28 protein-coding genes are annotated in these 20,785 nt (G+C 36.4%); 27 read left to right on the top strand and 1 reads right to left on the bottom strand.

The features are described 5' to 3' along the window. Positions 1 to 10 precede the first annotated feature (10 nt). A complete protein-coding gene (locus tag ACN6MX_RS07970; RefSeq protein ID WP_419962087.1) occupies positions 11 to 427 on the top strand; it encodes a DNA-binding response regulator in 417 nt (138 codons plus the stop codon). 99 nt (positions 428 to 526) lie between these two features. Here the strand turns inward: ACN6MX_RS07970 and ACN6MX_RS07975 are convergent, their stop codons facing one another. Next, on the bottom strand, positions 527 to 1,777 hold the full coding sequence (locus ACN6MX_RS07975) for a hypothetical protein (protein WP_419962088.1): 1,251 nt from the start codon (positions 1,775 to 1,777) through the stop codon (positions 527 to 529). Positions 1,778 to 2,147: 370 nt separating this feature from the next. Here ACN6MX_RS07975 and ACN6MX_RS07980 point away from each other — a divergent pair, with 370 nt between their 5' ends. From ACN6MX_RS07980 to ACN6MX_RS08105, 26 genes are all read left to right on the top strand, one after another. After that, on the top strand, positions 2,148 to 2,579 hold the full coding sequence (locus ACN6MX_RS07980) for a terminase small subunit (RefSeq protein WP_419962089.1): 432 nt from the start codon (positions 2,148 to 2,150) through the stop codon (positions 2,577 to 2,579). Next, complete coding sequence (locus ACN6MX_RS07985) at positions 2,572 to 3,819, top strand: PBSX family phage terminase large subunit (RefSeq protein ID WP_419962090.1); 1,248 nt, start codon at positions 2,572 to 2,574, stop codon at positions 3,817 to 3,819. The genes ACN6MX_RS07980 and ACN6MX_RS07985 overlap by 8 nt, the downstream gene beginning before the upstream one ends. A 15-nt stretch (positions 3,820 to 3,834) precedes the next feature. Further along, positions 3,835 to 5,325: a phage portal protein gene (locus tag ACN6MX_RS07990; RefSeq protein ID WP_419962091.1), complete on the top strand. Its 1,491-nt coding sequence runs from the start codon at positions 3,835 to 3,837 to the stop codon at positions 5,323 to 5,325. Further along, entirely contained in the window at positions 5,312 to 6,340 is a 1,029-nt protein-coding gene (locus ACN6MX_RS07995; protein WP_419962092.1) for a minor capsid protein, read from the top strand. Before ACN6MX_RS07990 ends, ACN6MX_RS07995 begins: the two co-directional genes overlap by 14 nt. A gap of 38 nt (positions 6,341 to 6,378) precedes the next feature. Next, positions 6,379 to 6,549, top strand: a complete 171-nt coding sequence (locus ACN6MX_RS08000) for a hypothetical protein (protein ID WP_419962093.1) — start codon at positions 6,379 to 6,381, stop codon at positions 6,547 to 6,549. A gap of 264 nt (positions 6,550 to 6,813) precedes the next feature. After that, on the top strand, positions 6,814 to 7,047 hold the full coding sequence (locus tag ACN6MX_RS08005) for a hypothetical protein (protein ID WP_419962094.1): 234 nt from the start codon (positions 6,814 to 6,816) through the stop codon (positions 7,045 to 7,047). Between the two features lie 103 nt (positions 7,048 to 7,150). Further along, entirely contained in the window at positions 7,151 to 7,738 is a 588-nt protein-coding gene (locus tag ACN6MX_RS08010; protein WP_419962095.1) for a phage scaffolding protein, read from the top strand. Between the two features lie 23 nt (positions 7,739 to 7,761). Further along, on the top strand, positions 7,762 to 8,073 hold the full coding sequence (locus ACN6MX_RS08015; protein WP_419962096.1) for a hypothetical protein: 312 nt from the start codon (positions 7,762 to 7,764) through the stop codon (positions 8,071 to 8,073). A 34-nt stretch (positions 8,074 to 8,107) separates the two neighbouring features. Next, entirely contained in the window at positions 8,108 to 9,133 is a 1,026-nt protein-coding gene (locus ACN6MX_RS08020; RefSeq protein WP_419962097.1) for a major capsid protein, read from the top strand. A gap of 15 nt (positions 9,134 to 9,148) precedes the next feature. Next, positions 9,149 to 9,421: a hypothetical protein gene (locus ACN6MX_RS08025; protein ID WP_419962098.1), complete on the top strand. Its 273-nt coding sequence runs from the start codon at positions 9,149 to 9,151 to the stop codon at positions 9,419 to 9,421. 11 nt (positions 9,422 to 9,432) lie between these two features. Continuing rightward, positions 9,433 to 9,831: a hypothetical protein gene (locus ACN6MX_RS08030; RefSeq protein WP_419962099.1), complete on the top strand. Its 399-nt coding sequence runs from the start codon at positions 9,433 to 9,435 to the stop codon at positions 9,829 to 9,831. Further along, a complete protein-coding gene (locus ACN6MX_RS08035) occupies positions 9,825 to 10,187 on the top strand; it encodes a hypothetical protein (RefSeq protein ID WP_419962100.1) in 363 nt (120 codons plus the stop codon). The genes ACN6MX_RS08030 and ACN6MX_RS08035 overlap by 7 nt, the downstream gene beginning before the upstream one ends. Next, on the top strand, positions 10,187 to 10,696 hold the full coding sequence (locus ACN6MX_RS08040) for an HK97 gp10 family phage protein (protein WP_419962101.1): 510 nt from the start codon (positions 10,187 to 10,189) through the stop codon (positions 10,694 to 10,696). Before ACN6MX_RS08035 ends, ACN6MX_RS08040 begins: the two co-directional genes overlap by 1 nt. Then, entirely contained in the window at positions 10,686 to 11,108 is a 423-nt protein-coding gene (locus tag ACN6MX_RS08045; RefSeq protein WP_419962102.1) for a phage tail terminator family protein, read from the top strand. Before ACN6MX_RS08040 ends, ACN6MX_RS08045 begins: the two co-directional genes overlap by 11 nt. 4 nt (positions 11,109 to 11,112) lie before the next feature. Further along, positions 11,113 to 11,310, top strand: coding sequence for a hypothetical protein (locus ACN6MX_RS08050; protein ID WP_419962103.1), 198 nt, complete (start codon positions 11,113 to 11,115; stop codon positions 11,308 to 11,310). After that, entirely contained in the window at positions 11,310 to 12,623 is a 1,314-nt protein-coding gene (locus ACN6MX_RS08055) for a phage tail sheath family protein (RefSeq protein ID WP_419962104.1), read from the top strand. Before ACN6MX_RS08050 ends, ACN6MX_RS08055 begins: the two co-directional genes overlap by 1 nt. A gap of 16 nt (positions 12,624 to 12,639) precedes the next feature. Then, complete coding sequence (locus ACN6MX_RS08060) at positions 12,640 to 13,134, top strand: phage tail tube protein (RefSeq protein WP_419962105.1); 495 nt, start codon at positions 12,640 to 12,642, stop codon at positions 13,132 to 13,134. A 63-nt stretch (positions 13,135 to 13,197) separates the two neighbouring features. Beyond that, on the top strand, positions 13,198 to 13,677 hold the full coding sequence (locus ACN6MX_RS08065; RefSeq protein WP_419962106.1) for a phage tail assembly chaperone: 480 nt from the start codon (positions 13,198 to 13,200) through the stop codon (positions 13,675 to 13,677). Between the two features lie 248 nt (positions 13,678 to 13,925). Further along, on the top strand, positions 13,926 to 14,441 hold the full coding sequence (locus ACN6MX_RS08070) for a hypothetical protein (RefSeq protein ID WP_419962107.1): 516 nt from the start codon (positions 13,926 to 13,928) through the stop codon (positions 14,439 to 14,441). Between the two features lie 49 nt (positions 14,442 to 14,490). After that, a complete protein-coding gene (locus ACN6MX_RS08075) occupies positions 14,491 to 16,611 on the top strand; it encodes a tape measure protein (protein WP_419962108.1) in 2,121 nt (706 codons plus the stop codon). Beyond that, on the top strand, positions 16,612 to 17,274 hold the full coding sequence (locus ACN6MX_RS08080) for a LysM peptidoglycan-binding domain-containing protein (RefSeq protein ID WP_419962109.1): 663 nt from the start codon (positions 16,612 to 16,614) through the stop codon (positions 17,272 to 17,274). Continuing rightward, a complete protein-coding gene (locus tag ACN6MX_RS08085) occupies positions 17,267 to 18,229 on the top strand; it encodes an XkdQ/YqbQ family protein (RefSeq protein WP_419962110.1) in 963 nt (320 codons plus the stop codon). Before ACN6MX_RS08080 ends, ACN6MX_RS08085 begins: the two co-directional genes overlap by 8 nt. Beyond that, the gene (locus tag ACN6MX_RS08090) at positions 18,222 to 18,542 is read left to right on the top strand and encodes a DUF2577 domain-containing protein (RefSeq protein WP_419962111.1); all 321 of its coding nucleotides are present in this window, start codon (positions 18,222 to 18,224) and stop codon (positions 18,540 to 18,542) included. Before ACN6MX_RS08085 ends, ACN6MX_RS08090 begins: the two co-directional genes overlap by 8 nt. Before the next feature lie 3 nt (positions 18,543 to 18,545). Beyond that, on the top strand, positions 18,546 to 18,947 hold the full coding sequence (locus tag ACN6MX_RS08095; protein ID WP_419962112.1) for a DUF2634 domain-containing protein: 402 nt from the start codon (positions 18,546 to 18,548) through the stop codon (positions 18,945 to 18,947). Then, positions 18,947 to 19,990 (top strand): baseplate J/gp47 family protein, encoded by a 1,044-nt coding sequence (locus tag ACN6MX_RS08100; RefSeq protein WP_419962113.1) that lies wholly within the window; start codon positions 18,947 to 18,949, stop codon positions 19,988 to 19,990. Before ACN6MX_RS08095 ends, ACN6MX_RS08100 begins: the two co-directional genes overlap by 1 nt. Then, positions 19,987 to 20,778 (top strand): putative phage tail protein, encoded by a 792-nt coding sequence (locus ACN6MX_RS08105; RefSeq protein ID WP_419962114.1) that lies wholly within the window; start codon positions 19,987 to 19,989, stop codon positions 20,776 to 20,778. The genes ACN6MX_RS08100 and ACN6MX_RS08105 overlap by 4 nt, the downstream gene beginning before the upstream one ends. The last annotated feature ends 7 nt before the right edge of the window (positions 20,779 to 20,785 follow it).

The raw sequence follows: 20,785 nt of genomic DNA on the forward strand, positions 1-20,785 counted from the left end.
AGGAAACACAATGACCGAAAAACAACTGGAACAATTATTGAAGGACTATCACTGGATGATTAATTCTGTAAAGATAATGCGAGAAGGCTTGAATGACATTGGGGAAGGAATGACTACTCAGTATGGGTTACAAGCTGCCATGCCAAAAGCTAGTGGAAATCCTAGCGATCCAATCTACCGTGAATTCGAGAGACGTGATAAGCGTTGGAAGAAAATAACTAATTATGAGATGAAAATTAAAATTGTTCAAGAGCGAATTTACCTAATTAATATTGATCGTGAAATTGAAGTATTACATTGGTTATTAGAAGGTAAGAGCATGCGATGGATAGGACAACATATGAGGTTATCCGATAGACACATTGGCAGAATCAAAGATACTATCACTAGGAAAATGTCGCATTTGTCGGATAGGTCGGAGAAATGATAACTATGTATTTGTAAGTGTATACTAGTCGACAGGGAAAAAGTAAAAAAATGCGCCGAACAATATTAGTAAAATATTTTACTTCGGCGCAAGTTATTTTTAGTTTATAAATTTTATTAGAAAATCTAATACATCGTCATATTTTTCTTGGGAAGGTTTTGCTCCATCAGAACCTTCATAATTACTTCTTGACAGTAGTTTGATATTTGCTGTTTCTAGCGAGAATTCCAAATTAACTATTGCTGCACCATTAGGTACTTGAGTAATTATTTTAAGAAATTCAACTTCTTTAGTATTTTGTAAAACCGATAGATTTAACCAGTACAAGTTACTAGTAGAAATACATTTATTACTTGAGTCTTTTATTGTTATTTCGGCGTATTTGCCTTCTTCATTTTGTGTATCACGGAACTTAATTCCTACAACATCACCTAGTTCATTTAAATCAAGGGTAGTTGCAATAATGGATAAAACTCCTGTACTTATATATTCTTTTGGAGATATTGGTAGGCTTGGAGAGGGATTGAACCTATCGCAAACCTTTTTTGTGAATTCTTCAAGTTCCATATCAATTTCTTCTAATTTTTCATAGGATATATTTCTCTTTTCACTGAGTAGATACTCCTCTAAATTATACAAAGATGATTTGAAACCAGAAATATCTGAAAAATTAACCTTGGGACTAAAAGTAGAAATGAATTTAAGTGTATTGCTAATTCTTCCTGACATAGTTCCCCTATCCTCTGATGCTCCAACTATATTATCAACATCGCGCAGTCTAACATGCATCAACTGCCTTCTAAAATCAATTTCTACAAGTGTTGGGTATACTGCTTTTTTAGGTTCTTCATTTTTACTTGAAAAAGTTAATATCTCACTATCTAGTAAAAGAAGCCTTACCGATTCTAAAACAGATTGATCTTCAGCTATTCTATATCCACAAACAATAAAGTCTTTCGTAGATTTAGTATGAACATTGCTCAAGATTTTATTTTCTGATGGAATTTTCCAATTTCTCAGGAGAGTTTCAATACCATCTGAATTAATATGAATATTCGAAGTAGTATCAAGTTTAAATAAATAAGAATTAAACAACGAATCTTCAAGAACTAGAAAAAGTAATTCATCTAAATCAGATTCGGATAACATATTTTCGTTTATTCCATAAAATAAGGTTCTTGCTACTACTTCCGAAGTATCAATTTTTCCATCATTGGACCTTATCTCTGAATAAACTTTAGGAAATTCGGGAAACTTACTCATATTGTTAATTAATTTATCCAAGACAACATTTTTCTTAAGATATTGATGGAATAGTAATAAATTTTCTAAAAGATTTTCATTATTCATTTAAATCACTCCAATCTGAAAGGATTTGAAATTATGTTTATTAAACACTTCTGTAATAACACATATCAGGGGGAATACCCCTTAGAATCAGTTTGTGAAGATAATAGTATTTCTAATGGAAGTTTATTCTTTATAAAGGGTATTCAATATAGGGTAACAAATATCATGTTGAGGAAGAATTGTGAAATAGTTGTAGAATCTGTAAAAACAAAATCTAATTTACCTAGTATAAAATTACTATAAATTCATTATTCGACACATTCCATCAAATACCTTCTTTTTATAAAAAAATCTTATAAAAAAATTTGCATCTCTACAGAGGTGCTTTTTTATGTCGTAAAAAGCAAATAGCATAATGGGGTTGATGCCATTGATTGAGAAGAGATTAAATCCAAAGCAACAAGCATTTGCAGATAGTTATATTGAATTAGGCAATATAGAACAGGCTGCATTAAAGGCTGGATATAGTAAAGCTTATGCAAGAGGGAATGCTCATAAATTAGTTGCAAATGTGAGCGTAAAAAATTATATAGAAATTCGGATGGAAGAACTTCAATCAAAAAGAGTTGCCAGTCAACAAGAAGTGCTCGAATACCTAACAAGTGTAATGCGTGGTGAACAACAAGAAGAAACACTACGGGGTATTGGAGAAGGTGCTCAAACAATTTCTGATATTGATGTGAGTGCCAAAGATAGAATTAAAGCAGCTGAAATGTTAGGTAAACGTTATGCGATGTGGACTGATAAGCAACAGATTGAAGGAGCAATTCCTATCGTTATTGAGGATGATGTAAGTGAATAACGTAAAACGAATTTCTATTCAAAAGACAATAGGTAAAGGATATGCTGATTTTTGGAACTTCAAAGGTCGTTATCGAGTATGTAAAGGTTCTCGTGCTTCAAAGAAATCTAAAACAACTGCTATCAACTTTATCTCTAAGTTAATGCAACATCCAAATGCAAATCTATTGGTTATTCGCAAGACATTTAGAACACTGAAAGATTCGTGCTTTGCCGAGCTCAACTGGGCAATCACAAAATTAGGTGTCCAACAATACTGGGATGCAAAAGAATCACCACTAGAACTTACTTATAAGCCGACTGGTCAGAAAATATACTTTCGTGGTCTTGATGATCCACTAAAAGTTACTTCCATTACGGTGAAAGTTGGTTATTTGTGTTGGATGTGGATTGAGGAGGCTTATGAGATATTGAATGAAGCTGATTTCGACATACTGGATGAATCTATTCGTGGTGAAGTGCCAGAAGGATTATATAAACAAGTAACGCTTACTTTTAACCCGTGGAATGAAAAACACTGGATAAAGAAGCGTTTTTTTGATGCCAAAGAAGATATAGACATCTTAGCCAAAACTACAAATTACTTATGCAACGAATTTTTGGACGATGCGGATAAGCGAGTATTTGAACGTATGAAGCGAGACAATCCACGACGATATCAAGTTGCTGGCTTAGGTGACTGGGGTATTGTCGATGGACTTGTATTTGAGAACTGGGAAGAACTAGTATTTGATAAAAATGAAATACTCAAGCGTTCAAATACAAAAACAGCATTTGGTCTCGACTTCGGGTATACAAACGATCCAACAGCTTTCTTTTGCGGGATTGTGGACCAGGAAGCCAAAGAGATATATGTCTTTGATGAAATATACAAAGAAGGCATGAGTAACAAAATAATATTTGAAGAAGTTGAGCGTAAAGGATATAAAAAAGAAAAAATTCGTGCTGATAGCGCTGAGCCTAAATCCATCGATGATTTATGGAATCTGGGAATGAAAAACATTAAAAGAGCTCGTAAGGGACCAGACAGTATTAATAACGGTATTCAAACAATTCAAGATTATAAAATCATCATTCATCCGTCTTGTGTTAATTTCTTAACTGAAATCACTAACTACACATGGGCACAAGATAAGTTTGGCAAGAAGATGAACAAACCAATAGATGACTTCAACCACATGATGGATGCCATGCGTTATGCATTGGAAGATATTCAGGGTGATGTATTTAGTTTTGATTAAGAGAGGTGATAATGCATGGAGTATTTCCCGTTTCAAGGTTCTGGTACAGATACAGAAGAACTTAACAACATAATCGCTACTGGTGCTCAAGCAATCATTAGCAATATAACGCTGCTTGAAAGAGAGATTACTAAATTCAAGTCCTCTCAAAAACGTGAGTGGATGATTAAAGGAGAACAGTATTACGAGGGTCAACAAGATATTCTAACTCGTAAACGCAAAGTTATTGGTAAGGGTGGACGATTAGAAATAGCTGAAAATCTTCCCAACAATCAGATACTGGATAACCAATACGCTAAATTAGTAGATCAAAAAGTTAACTATCAGCTAGGCAAGCCTCTCACTTTAGAAACAGAGGATGATACCTACTTAAAGTTATTGCAAAAGATATTTAACAAACGTTTTCATCGTACATTAAGGAATATGGGATTAGATGCATTGAACGGTGGTATAGCGTGGCTCTATCCTTATTACAATGAGCAAGGAGAATTTACTTTTAAACGCTTTCCGAATAGCGAAATCTTACCTTTTTGGAAGGATGCAGAACATACCATACTTGATTCAGCTGTTCGTATGTATACAGAGTCAGGATATGAGGGTGATAGAGAAGTGCTGTATGAAAAAGTAGAAGTATATTCCGCAAACGGCGTTAAGTGCTATGTCTGGTTTAACGGTAGATTAGTAGAAGATGTAGAAAAGCCTCCTTTTTCATATTTAACCACAGAAGATGAAGATGGTAGTGAAATAAAGTTGAACTGGCAGAGAGTGCCGTTAATTCCTTTTAAATTTAACAGTAAAGAAATACCGTTGCTGAAACGTGTGAAGTCCTTACAAGATGGAATAAATATCATGTTGAGTGATTTCGAAAACAATATGCAAGAGGATGCACGTTCGACTATATTAATACTTCATAACTATGATGGACAGAATTTAGGTGAGTTCAGAAGAAACCTCGCTCAATATGGAGCTGTTAAAGTCCGTAGCGCTGATGGTTCGAAGGGTGGCGTTGAGTCATTACAAATTGAAGTCAATGCAGAAAATTATAAAGCAATCCTTTCGTTGTTTAAGAAGGCGATTATAGAAAATGGTCGTGGTTATGACGCGAAGGACGAACGTATGGCCAACAATCCAAATCAAATGAATATCCAATCTATGTATAGCGATATTGATCTTGATGCTAATGGAATTGAAACAGAGTTCCAGGCGTCCTTTGAGGAATTACTTTGGTTCGTTAACATGCATTTAGCTAATACCAACCAAGGGGATTATGAAGATCAAGAAGTCAATGTGATATTTAATCGTGATATTCTAATAAACGAAACGGAAAGTATAACTAATATCGTCAATTCAATGCCTATTCTATCAACAGAAACGTTAGTATCTCAACATCCTTGGATTAAAGATGTACAACTTGAGTTAAAGCGGATGAACAAGGAAAAGCAAAAAGACATTGATGATTACAGCAATGCTTTTCCAAAGCGTGGTGAAGTAATTGTCAAAGAGTAGTGATTATTGGAAACAACGATTTGAATTGTTGCTAGAATCTCAACTAAGCAATGCTGAAGAGTATAGTGATGAATTAGAAGAAATATATGATCTTGTAATCGAAGAATTAGAAAAAGATATATCTAAATGGTATACACGTTTTGCCAAGAATAATGAAATTTCATTATCAGATGCTAAAAAGATGTTGAGAGGTTCTGAACTAGCAGAGTTTCATTGGGATGTCCATGAATACATTGCGTATGGTGAAAGAAATGCTCTGAATGGTAGATGGATGAGGGAACTTGAAAATGCTTCAACACGTGTTCATATTTTTCGTTTAGAATCCATAAAGATTCAGACGCAACAAATAATCGAGAAACTATACGCAAGGCAATCTGAAGGTGTGGATAGGCTTATGAGGCAGATTTATCAAGATACCTACTATCACACTGCTTTTGAGATACAGAGTGGCTTTAATATTGGTTACACCTTGCAATCTATTAATGCAACTCAATTGCAACAAGTCATTTCAAAGCCATGGACCGCTGATGCAGTCACTTTCAGTGATCGCATTTGGAGAAACAAAGATGAACTCATTAATACACTGCATACAGAACTGGTGCAAATTGTTATCCGTGGTGATTCACCAGATAAGGCAATAACTACAATCTCAAATAAATTAAATGTGAGTAGAAGTAAAGCTGCACGGTTAGTAATGACTGAATCAGCTTTTTTTGCGTCTGCAGCTCAGAGAAACGCATTTAATGCACTTGATGTTGAGCGCTATGAAATAGTTGCTACCTTAGACATGAGGACAAGTTCCATATGCCAGGATTTAGATGGTAAAGTATTTGCCATGTCTGATTATGTACCAGGTATAACAGCCCCCCCTTTCCATCCATGGTGTAGAACAGTCACAGTTCCATTCTTTGATGATGAATACGGTGAACGAATTGCAAGGGGTAAGGACGGCAAGGTTTACTATATTGATAGCAAGATTAAATATCCTGAATGGATTAAGAGATTTATTTCCTAAGTGTTTGTTATAATTTAGTATATTAGGAGGTGACAGTAATGACTTATGAAGTAAAGGTCTCATTCGGCAGCGAGGGTTCTAATGTTTTTAAAATAGAAAATGTTAAGGACATATACATCACTGAAGAAACTTATAGTTTGCACAGTGAAGATGGAAATATTCTTTTTTCAACTACATCGAAAAATCTTGTTTATTTAAGAAAACTATAAAACTGGTCCAGTGAAAGTCACTCAATAGGGTGGCTTTTTATTATGCCTTTAAGGTGGTGAAACGGTTGAAAAAGACGATTGAGATTCCAATACTGGTGTACTTAATGTTGCTATTGATTGTAATTTTAAATATCGTTTCATTCGTGTTTGATTTACCGGATAACAAACCCGAAATTCATATCCACTACCTAGATGATGAAAGGAAGGGATCCAACATCTCGTAGTTATGCGTTAAATAGCAAATAAGATTGTGGAGGAATACTAGTGAGCAATGTAAAAAACATGACGGAGTTTGAAGAAATTTGTAAACTTGCGATAGTAAATGAACGAGGTGTTATAGTTTTGATTTCAATGCCGGATTTATTCGATGCAGAAGAAATACACAATACTGCTGCAAATGTCCCTAAGAAATTAGAATACTATAAACAAACGTATGGTGAAGGTCTGAGAATGAAGCGGAACATGGACATTTCTATTGTGGGTTGTTATATCAAATAAACTACTCATTTCTCGTCTTTTTGGTATTGCAGACGTAAAAGAACAAGACAAATCCGTGGACGATACCCACGTAAAAAAGCGTAATTTGAAAGGATGATAAAACATGAATAAAGAACAATTAATAGCATTAGGTTTAACTGAGGAGCAAGTAAACAAGGTAATCGAGGGCTACGGTACAACGATTCCTAAATCTCGTTTTGATGAAGTGAACAATACCAAGAATCAACTTGAAACGGATTTAGCTTCTCGTGATAAACAACTAGAGGAACTAAAGAAAGTGGATGCAGCTGGATTGCAGACTAAAATTACTGAGTTGCAACAAGAAAATGCTGACGCTAAAACGAAGTACGAAAGTGATTTGAAAGAAGCTCAGCTATCAAGTGCAATAAAATTAGCTCTTGTTGGAAAAGTGCATGATGCAGATATTGCTACTACACTTCTCGACAAAGCATTAATTGAATTAGATACAGAAGGTAAAGTTACTAAAGGTCTTGATGAGCAGTTAAAAACACTGCAAGAATCAAAGCCTTTTTTGTTTGTCCCAGAAAAGAAGGAACAGACGTTTAAAGGTTGGGTTCCAAATGAAAGTACCTCAGACAAAGATAATCCGTTGGACATCGGTAGTAACTTTGCTAAAGAAGCAAATTCAAAAGGATCCCCTGCAGAAAAAGCTTTAAATCCATGGGGATAAAAAAATAAAAGGAGGGCATCTAAATGCCATATGTAAGCGAAACAAGAAACTATAACCGTGTTAACTTTTTAGCATCTTCAAAAGTTCAATCGTTCACAACTCTAGTTAGTGACGTAGGAGTTGCAGCAGTTGACGGAAAGAAAATTGTTAAAGCGGGTACAGTTTTGCCATCTAATGATGCAACAGCTAAAGGAATTCTTTATAACGATGTGGACGTAACGAGCGGACCACAGCCAGGAGCATTAATTGTAGAAGGATATATTCTTGAAGCTCGTTTACCTGAAGCACCTTCTGCAGAAGCGAAAACTGCATTAACAAAAATTACATTCAAATAATTAATTATAGAAAATTGAGAGGTGGAAAACCAACATGCCAGATATCTTAGAATTATTTAACCAAAAGACAGTATTAAATTACTTGAAAGAGCGTGCTTTAACTCCTTATTTAGGAGAAACGCTTTTCCCTGTAGTAAAACATGACACGCTAGAATTTGAATACCTTGTAGGAGCAAGTAACCTACCTGTTGCAGCTAAAATCCATGCATTCGATACTGAAGCGGAAATTGGATCTTTAGATTTCAATGATAAAGCTCTTGAAGCTGCTTATATTAAAAAGAAATACCAAATTAAAGAGAAAGATTTGATTGCTTTACAATTCCCACGTACGCCACAAGAACAACAAGTATTGGTTGGTCGAGTATTTAACCTAATTGATCGTGCGGTAGGTGACGTTCGTGCAGAAGTAGAAGTTATGCGCATGCAAGCACTAGCTAACGGCGAATTAACGCTTGCTATCGATGGTGGCGGAACTCTAGAAGTAGATTACCATGTGCCAGACGCTAACAAAGAAGCTCTATCGGGTACAGATATCTGGGGTACTGGAACGGAGGATATTATTGGTGATTTAGAACGTTGGGCATCGGTGCCAGATGAAAAGCCAACAAGAGCTTTAACTTCCCAAAAGATTGCTAGTCAAATCTTGCGTAATTCTAAATTAATAGGTTATTTGTTTGGTAAAGATAGCGGTCGAGTTGCAACAATGGGAGATCTAAACAGTTTCTTAACATCGCACCAATTACCAACTATTGCAGTGTATGATGCAAAATATCGTGTACAAAACGCTAACGGAACGTATACAATTCAACGTTATTTCCCTGAAAACAAATTCGTTATGTTCGGCTCTAGCACTTTAGGAGAGACATTACATGGTCCAACTCCTGAAGAAAGCCGTTTACTACGTCAAGGTAATGAAGAAGTAACGAATGTTGGAAATGTAATTGGGATGGTTTTTGAAGAAGGGTTAGATCCAGTCTCGACATGGGCAAAGGCGGCAACAACGGCAATCCCTTCATTCCCTGAAGCAAATAACGTATTCCAAGCCCAACCAATGGCTTAAGAGGAGGAAATCAATATGAAACAAGTTAAAGTACTAAAAGTACCAGTGCGCTACAATGGGGTAACTCATGCTCGTGGCGCATCATTTGTAATGGAAGATGACCATGTAAACGAAAGTATTGTTGAGGTCCTTGGTGAAGTTGCGGAGAATAATACTCCTAGCCAATTCGAAGGTAAAACTTTAGATGACTTAAAAGCTTATGCGGAAGAATATAAAATTGATATCGGTAAAGCTACGACAGAAGAAGGTATCATCAAGAAGATTGAAGAAGCTCAAAAAGCTGAGTAGGGCGTGATTAAATGCTTGAAGCAGTAAAAGAACGAATAAAGTCACTTGGCATTACGGTTTCGAGTGAACCTGGTAATCCAGATGAGTATATGTTGCAATTCTCAATCGACAAAGTAACTGATCACATAAAGACACAAACTAATTTAAGTGCCATTCCGGTTCCTCTGCACCATATCGCTATTGATATGGTTGTAGGGGAGTTTTTGTTGATGAAAAAGAGTATGGGCCAGTTAACTATTGATGGTCTTGACTTCGGGCTTGTTGCCAAGACAATTCAAGATGGAGACACTACGGTTACCTTTGCTATCGACAAAGATAACTTAACTCCGGAAGCTAGCTTTAATGCTTTCATCGATTATTTACGGCATGATAGTTTCGATTTTATAGCCTACAGGGTTTTGACATGGTAAGCGCTAGAAGACGTGCGATTGAGTCGTTGTATAAAGGCGTCTGTACGATTTATGAAATACAAAAAGTAAAAGATCCGATTACCCATATCACAACTACCAAAGAAGTAATGGTGCTTGAAAATCAAAAGTGTAAATTGTCTTATGAAAAGATTACATCAGCTCATCAGACAAATGCGCCAGCTACAATTGCTCAATCTACTAAGCTTTTCATTGCTCCTGAAATCGTTGTAAAGGCAGGATCTAAAATTGTTGTTACTCAACATAAGCGTACATCTGAATTCAGTCGTAGTGGAGAGCCTGCTATATTCACGGACCACCAAGAAGTTAAGTTAGAGCTTTTTAAGGAGTATGCATAATGGCTAGGTGGGGTAGGGCTGACTTTGAGCAATTGAAAAGATTGCAAAAGAAGATGGAGAAACTTCAGCGAGCTGACTTTGACAAGTTTTGTGAAGAGGCAGCTAAAGAATTGGCTGCACGTTTACTTGCTAAGGTAATTAAACGAACGCCAGTTGCAGAACCTTCTGCATGGAAAACTCCAGTTAAAGGTTATGTGGGGGGGACATTGCGTAGAGGGTGGACTGCCCGAACGGAAAGTGAAGCAATAGGTGGTGGAAACACTAATGTAACAGCTTATGCGGAATCTTTAATCGTAAGAAAAGTAGGCAACACATACGAAATTGAAATCATCAATCCAGTGAACTATGCGGCCTATGTTGAATTCGGACACAGAACGGCAAATCACGCAGGTTGGGTAAATGGTCGATTCATGCTTACTATCTCAGAACAAGAATTAGAGGCACAAGCCCCTAACATCTTAGAAAAAAAATTAATGAAGTTTTTAGGCGGTGTTTTTGATGGAGATTAATGACGTAGTAACCGCTATCTCAACAAAGCTGTATGAAACATTTGGTGAGACATACGAAATCTATACAGAATCAATTGAGCAAGGCTTTCAAGAGCCTGCTTTTTTTATCCTCTTATTACAACCAGAGTTTAATCAAGTGGTAGGAAATAGGTATCACGAAACATTACCGTTCGACATTCACTATTTTGGTCCTGGTTACATGGATGCTTATAGCACAGCAAACAAACTAATGACTGAAATGGAGTATATAAAACTGTTAAACGGTGATTTGCTTAGAGGAACCAAAATGAAAGGTGAAGTAGTTGATGAAGTGCTCCACTTTTTTGTTAATTATAATTTCCATGTTTATAAAGTGACGGATCCAATAGACAAAATGGCAACCGTGAGCTTATCAAGCGGTTTAAAGGAGTGAGGGAATGGTCGTCAAAAAGAAAAGAGAGGCAGAGCAAGAAATCGCCCTCTTTAAATTTACTAAAGAGCAACTCGTAAAGAGCAAAAAATATTCTCATCAAAGAGATGTTCTAAATGCTCTACTTTCAGATGTAGAAGTTTACACATTTGACGAAGTGGATCAAAAGCTACATGAGTTTTTAAAAGGGAAGGTGAATGAATAATGGCATTAGGTGGAGGTACATTTCTTACACAAAATAAAAAGCTCAATGGTACGTATATCAATTTTATTAGTGCTGCACGCGCTTCAAGTAATTTGAATGACCGTGGATATGCTGCTCTTCCTCTTACTCTCGATTGGGGAGTAGATGGAGAAGTGTTTACTGTTACACAGAATGACCTTTTAGAGAATTCTAGTAAGTTATTTGGCTATGACTATAAGCACGAGAAACTACGAGGTATTAGAGATCTATTTAAGAATATTCATACCGCTTATTTTTATAAGCTTATGAAAAATGGTATTGCAGCTTCCAATACGCTTGGTACTGCAAAGTCTAAAGGTGTTCGAGGTAATGGTTTAAAAACGGTAGTATCAGTAAATGTTGATGACCCTAATAAAATGGATGTCTCCACATACTTGGGTACTAGCCTAGTAGACTCTCAAACCGTTTTACCAAACACTGATAATCTCTTAGATACAGATTATGTAGTTTGGAAAGCAAATGTGGATATTACAGCTTCAGCTGGTATTCCTTTTACTTTAGGTTCTAATGGTGATCTTGTAGAAGGGGCTGAACATCAAGAGGCGTTAGATGCGTTGGAGCCCTATTCATTTAATGCATTAGGGTGTCTATCGACAGAAAGTACAGTAAAAAGTCTATACTCTGAATTTACTATACGCCTACGTGATCAAGTCGGTGTTAAATTTCAGTTGGTTCTACACAAAAAGAATGATGCAGACCACGAAGGTGTAATCAGTGTTAAAAATGATGTAACTGACGATGAGAATGTCGCTTCTGCAGTTTATTGGGCAACCGGTGCAGCGGCTGGATGTGCTATCAATAAATCAAATACGAACAAAAAGTACGATGGTGAATTCACTATCAATACTAAGTTTAGTCAACCACAACTGGAAAATGCTATAGATTCTGGAGAATTTGTATTCCATAAAGTTGGAGATGAAGTAAGAGTATTGGATGATATAAATACTTTCACTTCATTCACAGGAGACAAAAATTCAGACTTTGCTAGTAATCAAACCATTAGAGTACTTGATCAAATTGCGAATGATATTGCGGTATTATTCAACACAAAATATCTTGGTCAAATGCCGAATGACAGAGCTGGTCAAATATCTCTTTGGAACGATATCACAACACATCATCAGGAGTTACAACGTTTACGAGCAATTGAGGACTTCAAACCGGATGATGTGATTGTAGAAAAAGGGGAAACCAAAAAATCAGTAGTTGTATCTGATTTAGTGACTCCAGTAAATGCAATGGCTCAACTATATATGACAGTAACGGTTGCCTAAGAAGGGAGAGAAAACAATGCTTAAATTGAATCTACAACACTTTGCTCAGACCATGAACGCAAAGGACTCAGTAAGTGCTGCACTCGCTGAATGTTTCATTACCGTTGAAGGTAATCGCTACAATTTCATGCAGATTATTGATTTCGAATCAACGATCGATAAAACCAAAACAAAAGTGCCTATCTTAGGGAAGACGGGGAAAGGTAATAAATCCACAGGGTGGGAAGGTACTTTCAGTGGTACTGCACATTATAATCAATCGATATTCCGTGATTTACTATACCGTTTTAAAGAAACTGGCGAGGATATTTATTTCGATATCCAAGTTACTAATGAAGATCCAACATCAGGTGTTGGTCGTCAAACGGTTATTCATAAAGACTGTAACTTAGATGGCGGAGTACTAGCTAAATTCGATGCAGATGGAGAATATCTAGACGAGCCTATCGATGGAACGTTTGATGATTTTGAGATTCCAGAGAAGTTTGGTCTGTTAGCAGGCATGAGATAAATGAATTGGCCGCTTAATAGCGGTCAATATCTATTAAACAAGAAAAGGATTAGGTGATTATAAATGAGTAACTTAACAGCATTTTTAGCGCAGAACGCAGTACAGGTAGAGGTTGAAAAAGTCGTAGTATCAAAGAGATTTGTTGAGCCTGTAATCGATGAGAAGACTGGTAAACAAAAGATTGATGACAAAGGAAAGCCTGTCACTAAACCAGTTGAATGGGAAGCGAAAGCAATCGATTCGACAGAAGATGAAGCGCTTAGAAAAAGCCATACAAAACGTTTGCCGGTCCCTGGGAAAAAGAACGTGTTCCAACCTACGACTGATTATGATGCGTACTTAGCGACTTTAGGTGTGAGATGTACACTGTTTCCTAATTTACATGATAAGGAATTGCAAGATAGCTATGGAGTTATGCACGCAGAGGCATTATTGAAAAAAATGTTGTTGCCAGGAGAATATGCCGAGTACATGAAAACAATACAGTCTATTAACGGTTTTGATGTGGGCATGGAAGATGCAGTAGAAGAAGCAAAAAACTAATAGATGGAGGCGACTATGATGCGAATATCGCTTATTATTGCCTCCACAAGTTTCACAAGTGGCCGTCTGAGTATGAAGCATTACCGAAGTATGAAAAAGCAATGGTGATAGCTTCTGTGCAGATCAAGATGGAAGCGGAAAAGAAAGAAGAAAAAGAAACTAAACGAAAAGCTGGTCGGAAAAAATAAAGTGGTTGTATTTCCTCTCTTTGTTGTATGCTTATGGTATTAATGATAGAGGGGGATTTCATGAAAAAAGTATTAGTGTTAGTATGTATGGTTTTATTATTGTCGGCTTGTGGAAATTCCAATGAAACAAATTCTAAAGTAGATGTTTTAGTTGATGCTAACCAATTTGCAAGAATTACATCGGAAGAACTTGTTGCGTTAATGGGAGAACCTGAGAGTATTGAAGATTATGAATGGTCTGTACCTAAAACAGGTGAAAGTATTGTAGGTAAACTATATATATACCAAAAAAACAAATTTGAATTTGTTATATTTGAAAATAGTGTTGCTAGATTAAATGTCTATTCAGGAAAGTATTGGGGATATGATGATTCGGTTATAGAATTTCAAAGTAAAGAAGATATTTTTTCGATGTTCAATATTGAACCAAATAATAACCTAAAGAAAATTGAAGATACCAATTATGCACTGAGGTTTAGTCCAGTATCAGATACCGTTGCAGATGTATGGATTCAAGATATTAAAGAAAATACTCTTGGGGTAGCAAAAATAACATATAACTTAAATTACTTCTAAAGCACTCTAACGAGTGCTTTTTATTATGGATCTAAAGGCAGGTGAAACGATGGCTACAATTAGAACTTCAATACAAATCACAGACGGAATGTCTAGTACTTTTCAATCTATGAATAATGCTATGAATATTGTGATTAATAGTTTTGAGTCGTTGCAAGATGTTTCGGGGAATGCTATAGATTCTGCAAGTATTCAGGCAGCAAGAAATGAGTTAAATCAAGCGGAATTAGCTTTTAATGAAATTGAACAGGGAATAAGAGGAGCTGAAGCCGCTCAAAATGATTTTAACCAACAAATTAATGAGGGTTCCTCAGAAGCTAATGATTTACTTGGAAAAATTAGCAGTATATTAGCGGCTTATCTTAGCTTTCAAGCCTTGGGTGATGTACTCGGTCTTTCGGATGAAGCATCGCAAACATCGGCACGATTGGCATTAATAAATGATCAATTACAAACTAACGCTGAACTTCAACGTATGATTTTTGATTCTGCTGAAAGATCCAGAGCCTCTTATATGGATACCGCTAACATTGTAGCACGAGTTGGTGCGAATGCTGGAGATGCTTTCGAAAGTACTGCAGAGATGGTATCTTTTGCAGAGCAATTAAACAAAAAATTCAAAATAGCTGGTGCTTCTACTGAAGAAATGAGTTCCGCTTTACTCCAATTAACACAGGGACTTGGTTCTGGTGTTTTAAGAGGTGAAGAGTTAAATGCAGTCTTCGAAAGTGCGCCAAATATCATCCAAAGTATAGCTGATTATCTTGAGGTTCCATTAGGTACTATTCGAGAAATGGCATCGGATGGAATGATTACTGCGGATATTGTGAAGAATGCAATGTTTGAGGCTGCCGAGGAGACGAATGCAGCCTTCGAAAATATGCCTTTACTATTTGCTGATATTTGGACCAGCTTTAAAAATCAAGCTTTGTGGGCATTTCAGCCAGTACTTGAGAAACTCAATGAAATAGCTAATAGTGAGAAATTTGAAAGTACTGTAGATGGAATTATTAATTCACTTTATATCTTGTCTAGTGTTGCTGTCATAGCTTTAGATACAATAAGTAGCATAGGTGGTTTCCTCTATGATAATTGGGATACTTTCGGACCAGTCATCTTCGCGGTAACTGCAGCTCTAGGAGCACTTGTTGCTAATCTTTTGATAGTAAAAACCGCTACCATGTTGGTAACCGCCGCAACGTGGGCCATGAATGCTGCGTTTTGGGCTAATCCAATCGGTATGGTTATTTTAATAATCATTGGTTTGGTGGCGTCACTTTATCTTGCTGTTGCAGCTATCAATCACTTTGCAGGAACATCAATAAGTGCAACTGACATTATTGCTGGTGTGTTTTCAATGTTAGGTGCCCATATTTACAACCAAGCAGCATTTATCTATAATCTCTTTTCAGCACTCGTAGAGTTCATTGTAAACCTCTTTATAGGTAATTTTGAATATAACGTGAAAAGGGCATTTGTAAATGTAGCCAACGTAGCGTTAGACATGGCTATTGCTATGACAGAAGGATTTGATAGTGCTGCAACTAACTTAGCTAATATGTTTGTAGATGGCGCAAACACTGCAATAAAAGCCATAAACAAGGTACTGGATGCATTGGATCAGATACCAGGAATTGATATCGGGAGCATTGGTGAATTGAGCCATTCCACATCTATTACCGGTGATTATAGCAACATGAAAGCTAAAATGAATGATTGGCTTGGTGAAACTCCTGCAGACTATTGGGAAGCCCCTAAGATGGAAATGAAATCTTATGGTGGGGCATGGGATGCAGGATATGACTGGGGAGCTAACCTATTTGCAGGTGATAAGAGTTCAGGTCAAACATCATATGACCCACTACAAGATGTTCTAGCTGGATTACAAGGAATGGGTAATCCACTAAAAGATGCAGCCGGTAGTGGTAAGGACACGGCTGGTAATACTGCTAAGATGGCGAAATCAATGGATGCCACCGAAGAGGATTTAAAATATCTTCGAGATGCAGCAGAGCGTGATGTAATCAATCGTTTCACAACTGCAGAAGTGAAAGTGGATATGACTAACCATAACAATATTAATAATGATATGGATATTGACGGCATTGTAAATAAACTCGGAGAAGGTTTGGAAGAAACTTTAGATTCGATTGCGGCGGGGGTGCGATAAATGGCCTATAGTTTCTTTTTCGATAATATGCAGTTGCCTGTTGCGCCATCGTCCCTTAGCACACAAATTAATAGTGCTAATAAGACAATAAATCTAATGAATGATGGAGAGGTAAATTTACTTAAAAAACCTGGTTTGACAGATTTCTCCTTTGAACTGTTATTGCCCAATGTAAAATATCCTTTCGCAATCTATCCAGACGGATTCCGAATGGCTGATTATTACCTCGAAAAAATAGAAAAACTTAAAGTTGATCTAATTCCGTTTCAATTCATTGTATCTCGAATGAAACCAAACGGAGATCTATTGTTTGATACGAATGTAAAAGTAAGTTTAGAGGATTATGAAATACTTGAAGACGCTGAAAATGGGTTTGATATAACAGTTAAAATCAATTTAAAGCAGTACCGTGAATACGGAAATAAAAAAGTTGCCCTCTCAAAGGGTACAGATGACCAAAACACCACCACAGCGTCGGCAACTCAGTCTCGTCCAGTTAGCAAACCTATCCCTAAGACACACACTGTCGTTAAGGGAGATACACTTTGGGCTATTTGCAAAAAAATACTAGGGAATGGCTCAAAAGTGGAGGAAATCGCTAAATTGAATGGAATTAAAAATTCTAATCTAATTTATCCGGGGCAGGTGATAAAACTTGGGTAAATCAAAATTATATATTCAAAGCGGTTCAACATTTATCGAGTGCTCGGCAGAAGAGGGGATTGTTTGGGAAACTAATCGAAAGTCGGTTCCTGGTAAACTTACCTTTACTGTTGTCAAAGACGAGGAAATAGCATTTCAAGAAGGAAATGCGGTCCGTTTTGAATATGATGGAAGCAAGATATTCTTTGGATTTGTTTTTACGAAAAAACGATCGTCAAATGATTTGATAACTGTCACTTGTTATGATCAATTGCGATATTTTAAAAATAAAGATACTTATGTATACGAGAATAAGACTGCGTCGGAATTATTAAAAATGCTTGCTACAGACTTTAGGTTGCAGTTAGGCGCTGTAGAAAATACAGTTCATAAGATAGCTGTCCGTGCGGAAGAGAATAAAGAATTATTTGATATCATCCAAAATGCACTAGATGAAACATTGCAATACCGTAAAGCAATGTATGTTTTATACGATGACTTTGGAAAGTTGAATTTGCGAAACATTGAGACCCTTCGATTAGATTTGCTTATAGATGAAGAATCGGGAGAAAGTTTTGATTACACTTCTTCTATAGATAGCAACACATATAATAAGATCAAACTTGTACGTGAAAATAAGGAGACAGGTAAGCGTGAAGTATACATTGCAAAAGACAGCAATAGCATCAACAATTGGGGAGTACTGCAGTACTTTGAAACAATGCAAGAGAGTACTAACGGCAAAGTAAAAGCGGATGTATTGTTGGTCATGTATAATCGGAAATCAAGAAGTTTGAGCCTTAACAAAGTCTTTGGAGATTCTCGTGTAAGAGGCGGTAGTAGTCTTGCGGTCAAGATGTATCTAGGAGATTTAAATGTAGCAAACTTCATGATTGTTGAGTCAGCTAAACATACCTTCAGTGATGATGAGCATCATATGGACTTAAGAATGATTGGCGGTGACTTTGTTGCGTGATTTAACCTTTCTAGCTACCTTAATAAAAAAAGCTGCTTTAGATGTTGTAAACGAAATGGATCTGACGGGAATAAGGTATGGCATTGTTACAAGTGTAAGTCCGTTAAAAATTACAGTTGATCAAAAACTAGTATTAACTGAAAAGCTTCTTGTTCTTACACGTAATGTAAAAGATTTTGAATTTGAAATGAGTTTAAATGACGGTGAGAAACAAGTTTATAAAGTATTCAATGCATTAAAAATGAACGACCAAGTGACTTTATTAAAAGCCCAAGGGGGTCAACAGTATATCGTTTTGGATAAGGAGGGATAGATTATGATACCGCAACAAAACGATGATTTAACCGTAGATTTTGAAGAAATAACTTTACCTAGCAAGACCTACATGTTAATAAAGGATAAGAATCGCATTGTTGGGAATATCGATGAACTCGAATCCTTGAAACAAGCGATTTTTTTAATGCTTAGTATTGAACGATACGACTATTTAATTTATTCCTGGAATTATGGAGTAGAATTCAATGATTTGATTGGCCAGTCCACTGATTATGTATTGCCTGAAGTTAAACGTCGGATAATTGAGGCGCTTGTGCAAGATGATCGTATCACTTCTGTTGATAGCTTCGGATTTCAAATAAACAAAAAGAAAGTGCATGCATCTTTTACTGTGCACTCTATATTTGGTGATGTTGAAGAGGAAAGAACGGTGAGTATCTAATGAATGAATCTCAAACCTTTGAGTCAATTTTAGAACGTATGCTAGCAAGAATTCCTAGTGAAATGGATAAACGAGAGGGATCAATCATCTATGATGCGCTTGCTCCTTCAGCTGCTGAACTTGCACAAGCCCATATTTCTATGAATTCGTTAAATGATCTAGTGTCTGTAGATACAACTACCGGATATGAATTAACGGAACTAGCATATCAGAACGGTGTGTTTCGGAAAAATGCTACAAAGGCAATTAGAAAAGGTGTATTTAATATAAATATATCAATTGGATCTAGATTCAGTTCAGAAAGCAATACATTTATTGCCCTCGAAAAAATAACTAATTTTGAATATAAAATGGAATGTGAACAGCCAGGAGCTCAAGGAAATATTTATAGCGGAGATCTTGTGCCAATTGAGTATATAGACGGCTTAACCATCTCTAAGTTAACAGATGTTATTGTCGCTGGAGTAGAAGAAGAAACGGATGAACAGTTGCGTGAACGGTATAGACGAAGAGTAGTCGAGCCTGCACAAGACGGAAATACCGCTCAATACAAAGAATGGGCAGAGGCTTATGACGGAATTGGGATATCTAAAGTGTTTCCCTTATGGAATGGAGGAAATACGGTAAAGGTTGCTATTACTAATAGGTCATATCAAGTTGCAGATTCTACATTGGTAAATTCGTTTCAAAACTACCTAGACCCAGGAGGTACAGGGCTTGGTAATGGGGTAGCTCCAATAGGTGCCAAGGTAACTGTTTCAGGTGGAATTACGAAAGAAATAAATATCTCTGGGAATATTGTATTAGCAGAAGGATATACGGAGCCTTCAGGAGTTGCAGAATCCATCAGTGATTACTTGGCTAGTATTACTTTCCAAAAAGATAGTGTGAGCTATATGAGAACAGCTGTAACTATTTTAGATAATCAGAGTGTCGCTGACTTGAATAGCTTTACCATTAATGGGGGCATCGTTGATATCCCATTGGTTGGGGAAGAAATCCCAAGGATTAATAGCATTAACTTAACGGTGGTGAGTGGATGATAGACTACATTAAGTATTTCATTGATGGGAAGTCTTACAGTTTAATTAATAACGGTGATGGAACCTGGAGTAAAGACATAAACGCTCCGAGTGTCGCCGGTGTTTATACACTTAGACTAGAAATTGGACAAGGCGGTATGGTGACGTATATAGACAGTACAGATCCGCGCTATTCCTTTTACTTAGAAGTCATTGAAGATATAGAGAAAGAAGTAGACTTAAATAAATATCTTCCTATTATTCTACAAGACGTATTAGAATTTAATGCTATTTTTCAAGCAGAAAATATAGAGTTCGATGTTTTATATAGTCAGATAAAAAAATCTAATCTAGATGTTTTTATTCGGACCGCAAGTATTGAGAAAATAACAAGAATTGAGAGTTTTTTGATATACAAAGGTGAAGGAACATTAGAACAAAGACGTTCTTACTTACTATCACTCATGCAAAAAGGAAAAGAACTGAATGAGAGTGTCGTAAAAGAGGTTGCTAACACAATTACTGGAAGTGATTGTATAGTAACTTTTTTTGGTGCTGATGAATCAAACAATCCTTTACCTGGTTTTGGACTACTACAAGTTCAAGTGTTAAGTCCAGACAGTTCAAAGGAATATCGATATGCAGACATAGCTCGCGCATTAAAATCTTTGACTCCTGCCCATATCAAGTTGATAGTCATTAAATACTTCTCGACGTGGAGCGATGTACGAACGAATTTCCAAGATTGGAATGCAGTTAAAAATATGGATTCTTGGCAGTCAGTTAAAAATTATATAGCTCCACAATAGGAGTGAC

The organism is Psychrobacillus sp. BM2 (genome assembly GCF_048572895.1).
Classification (GTDB): Bacteria; Bacillota; Bacilli; order Bacillales_A; family Planococcaceae; genus Psychrobacillus.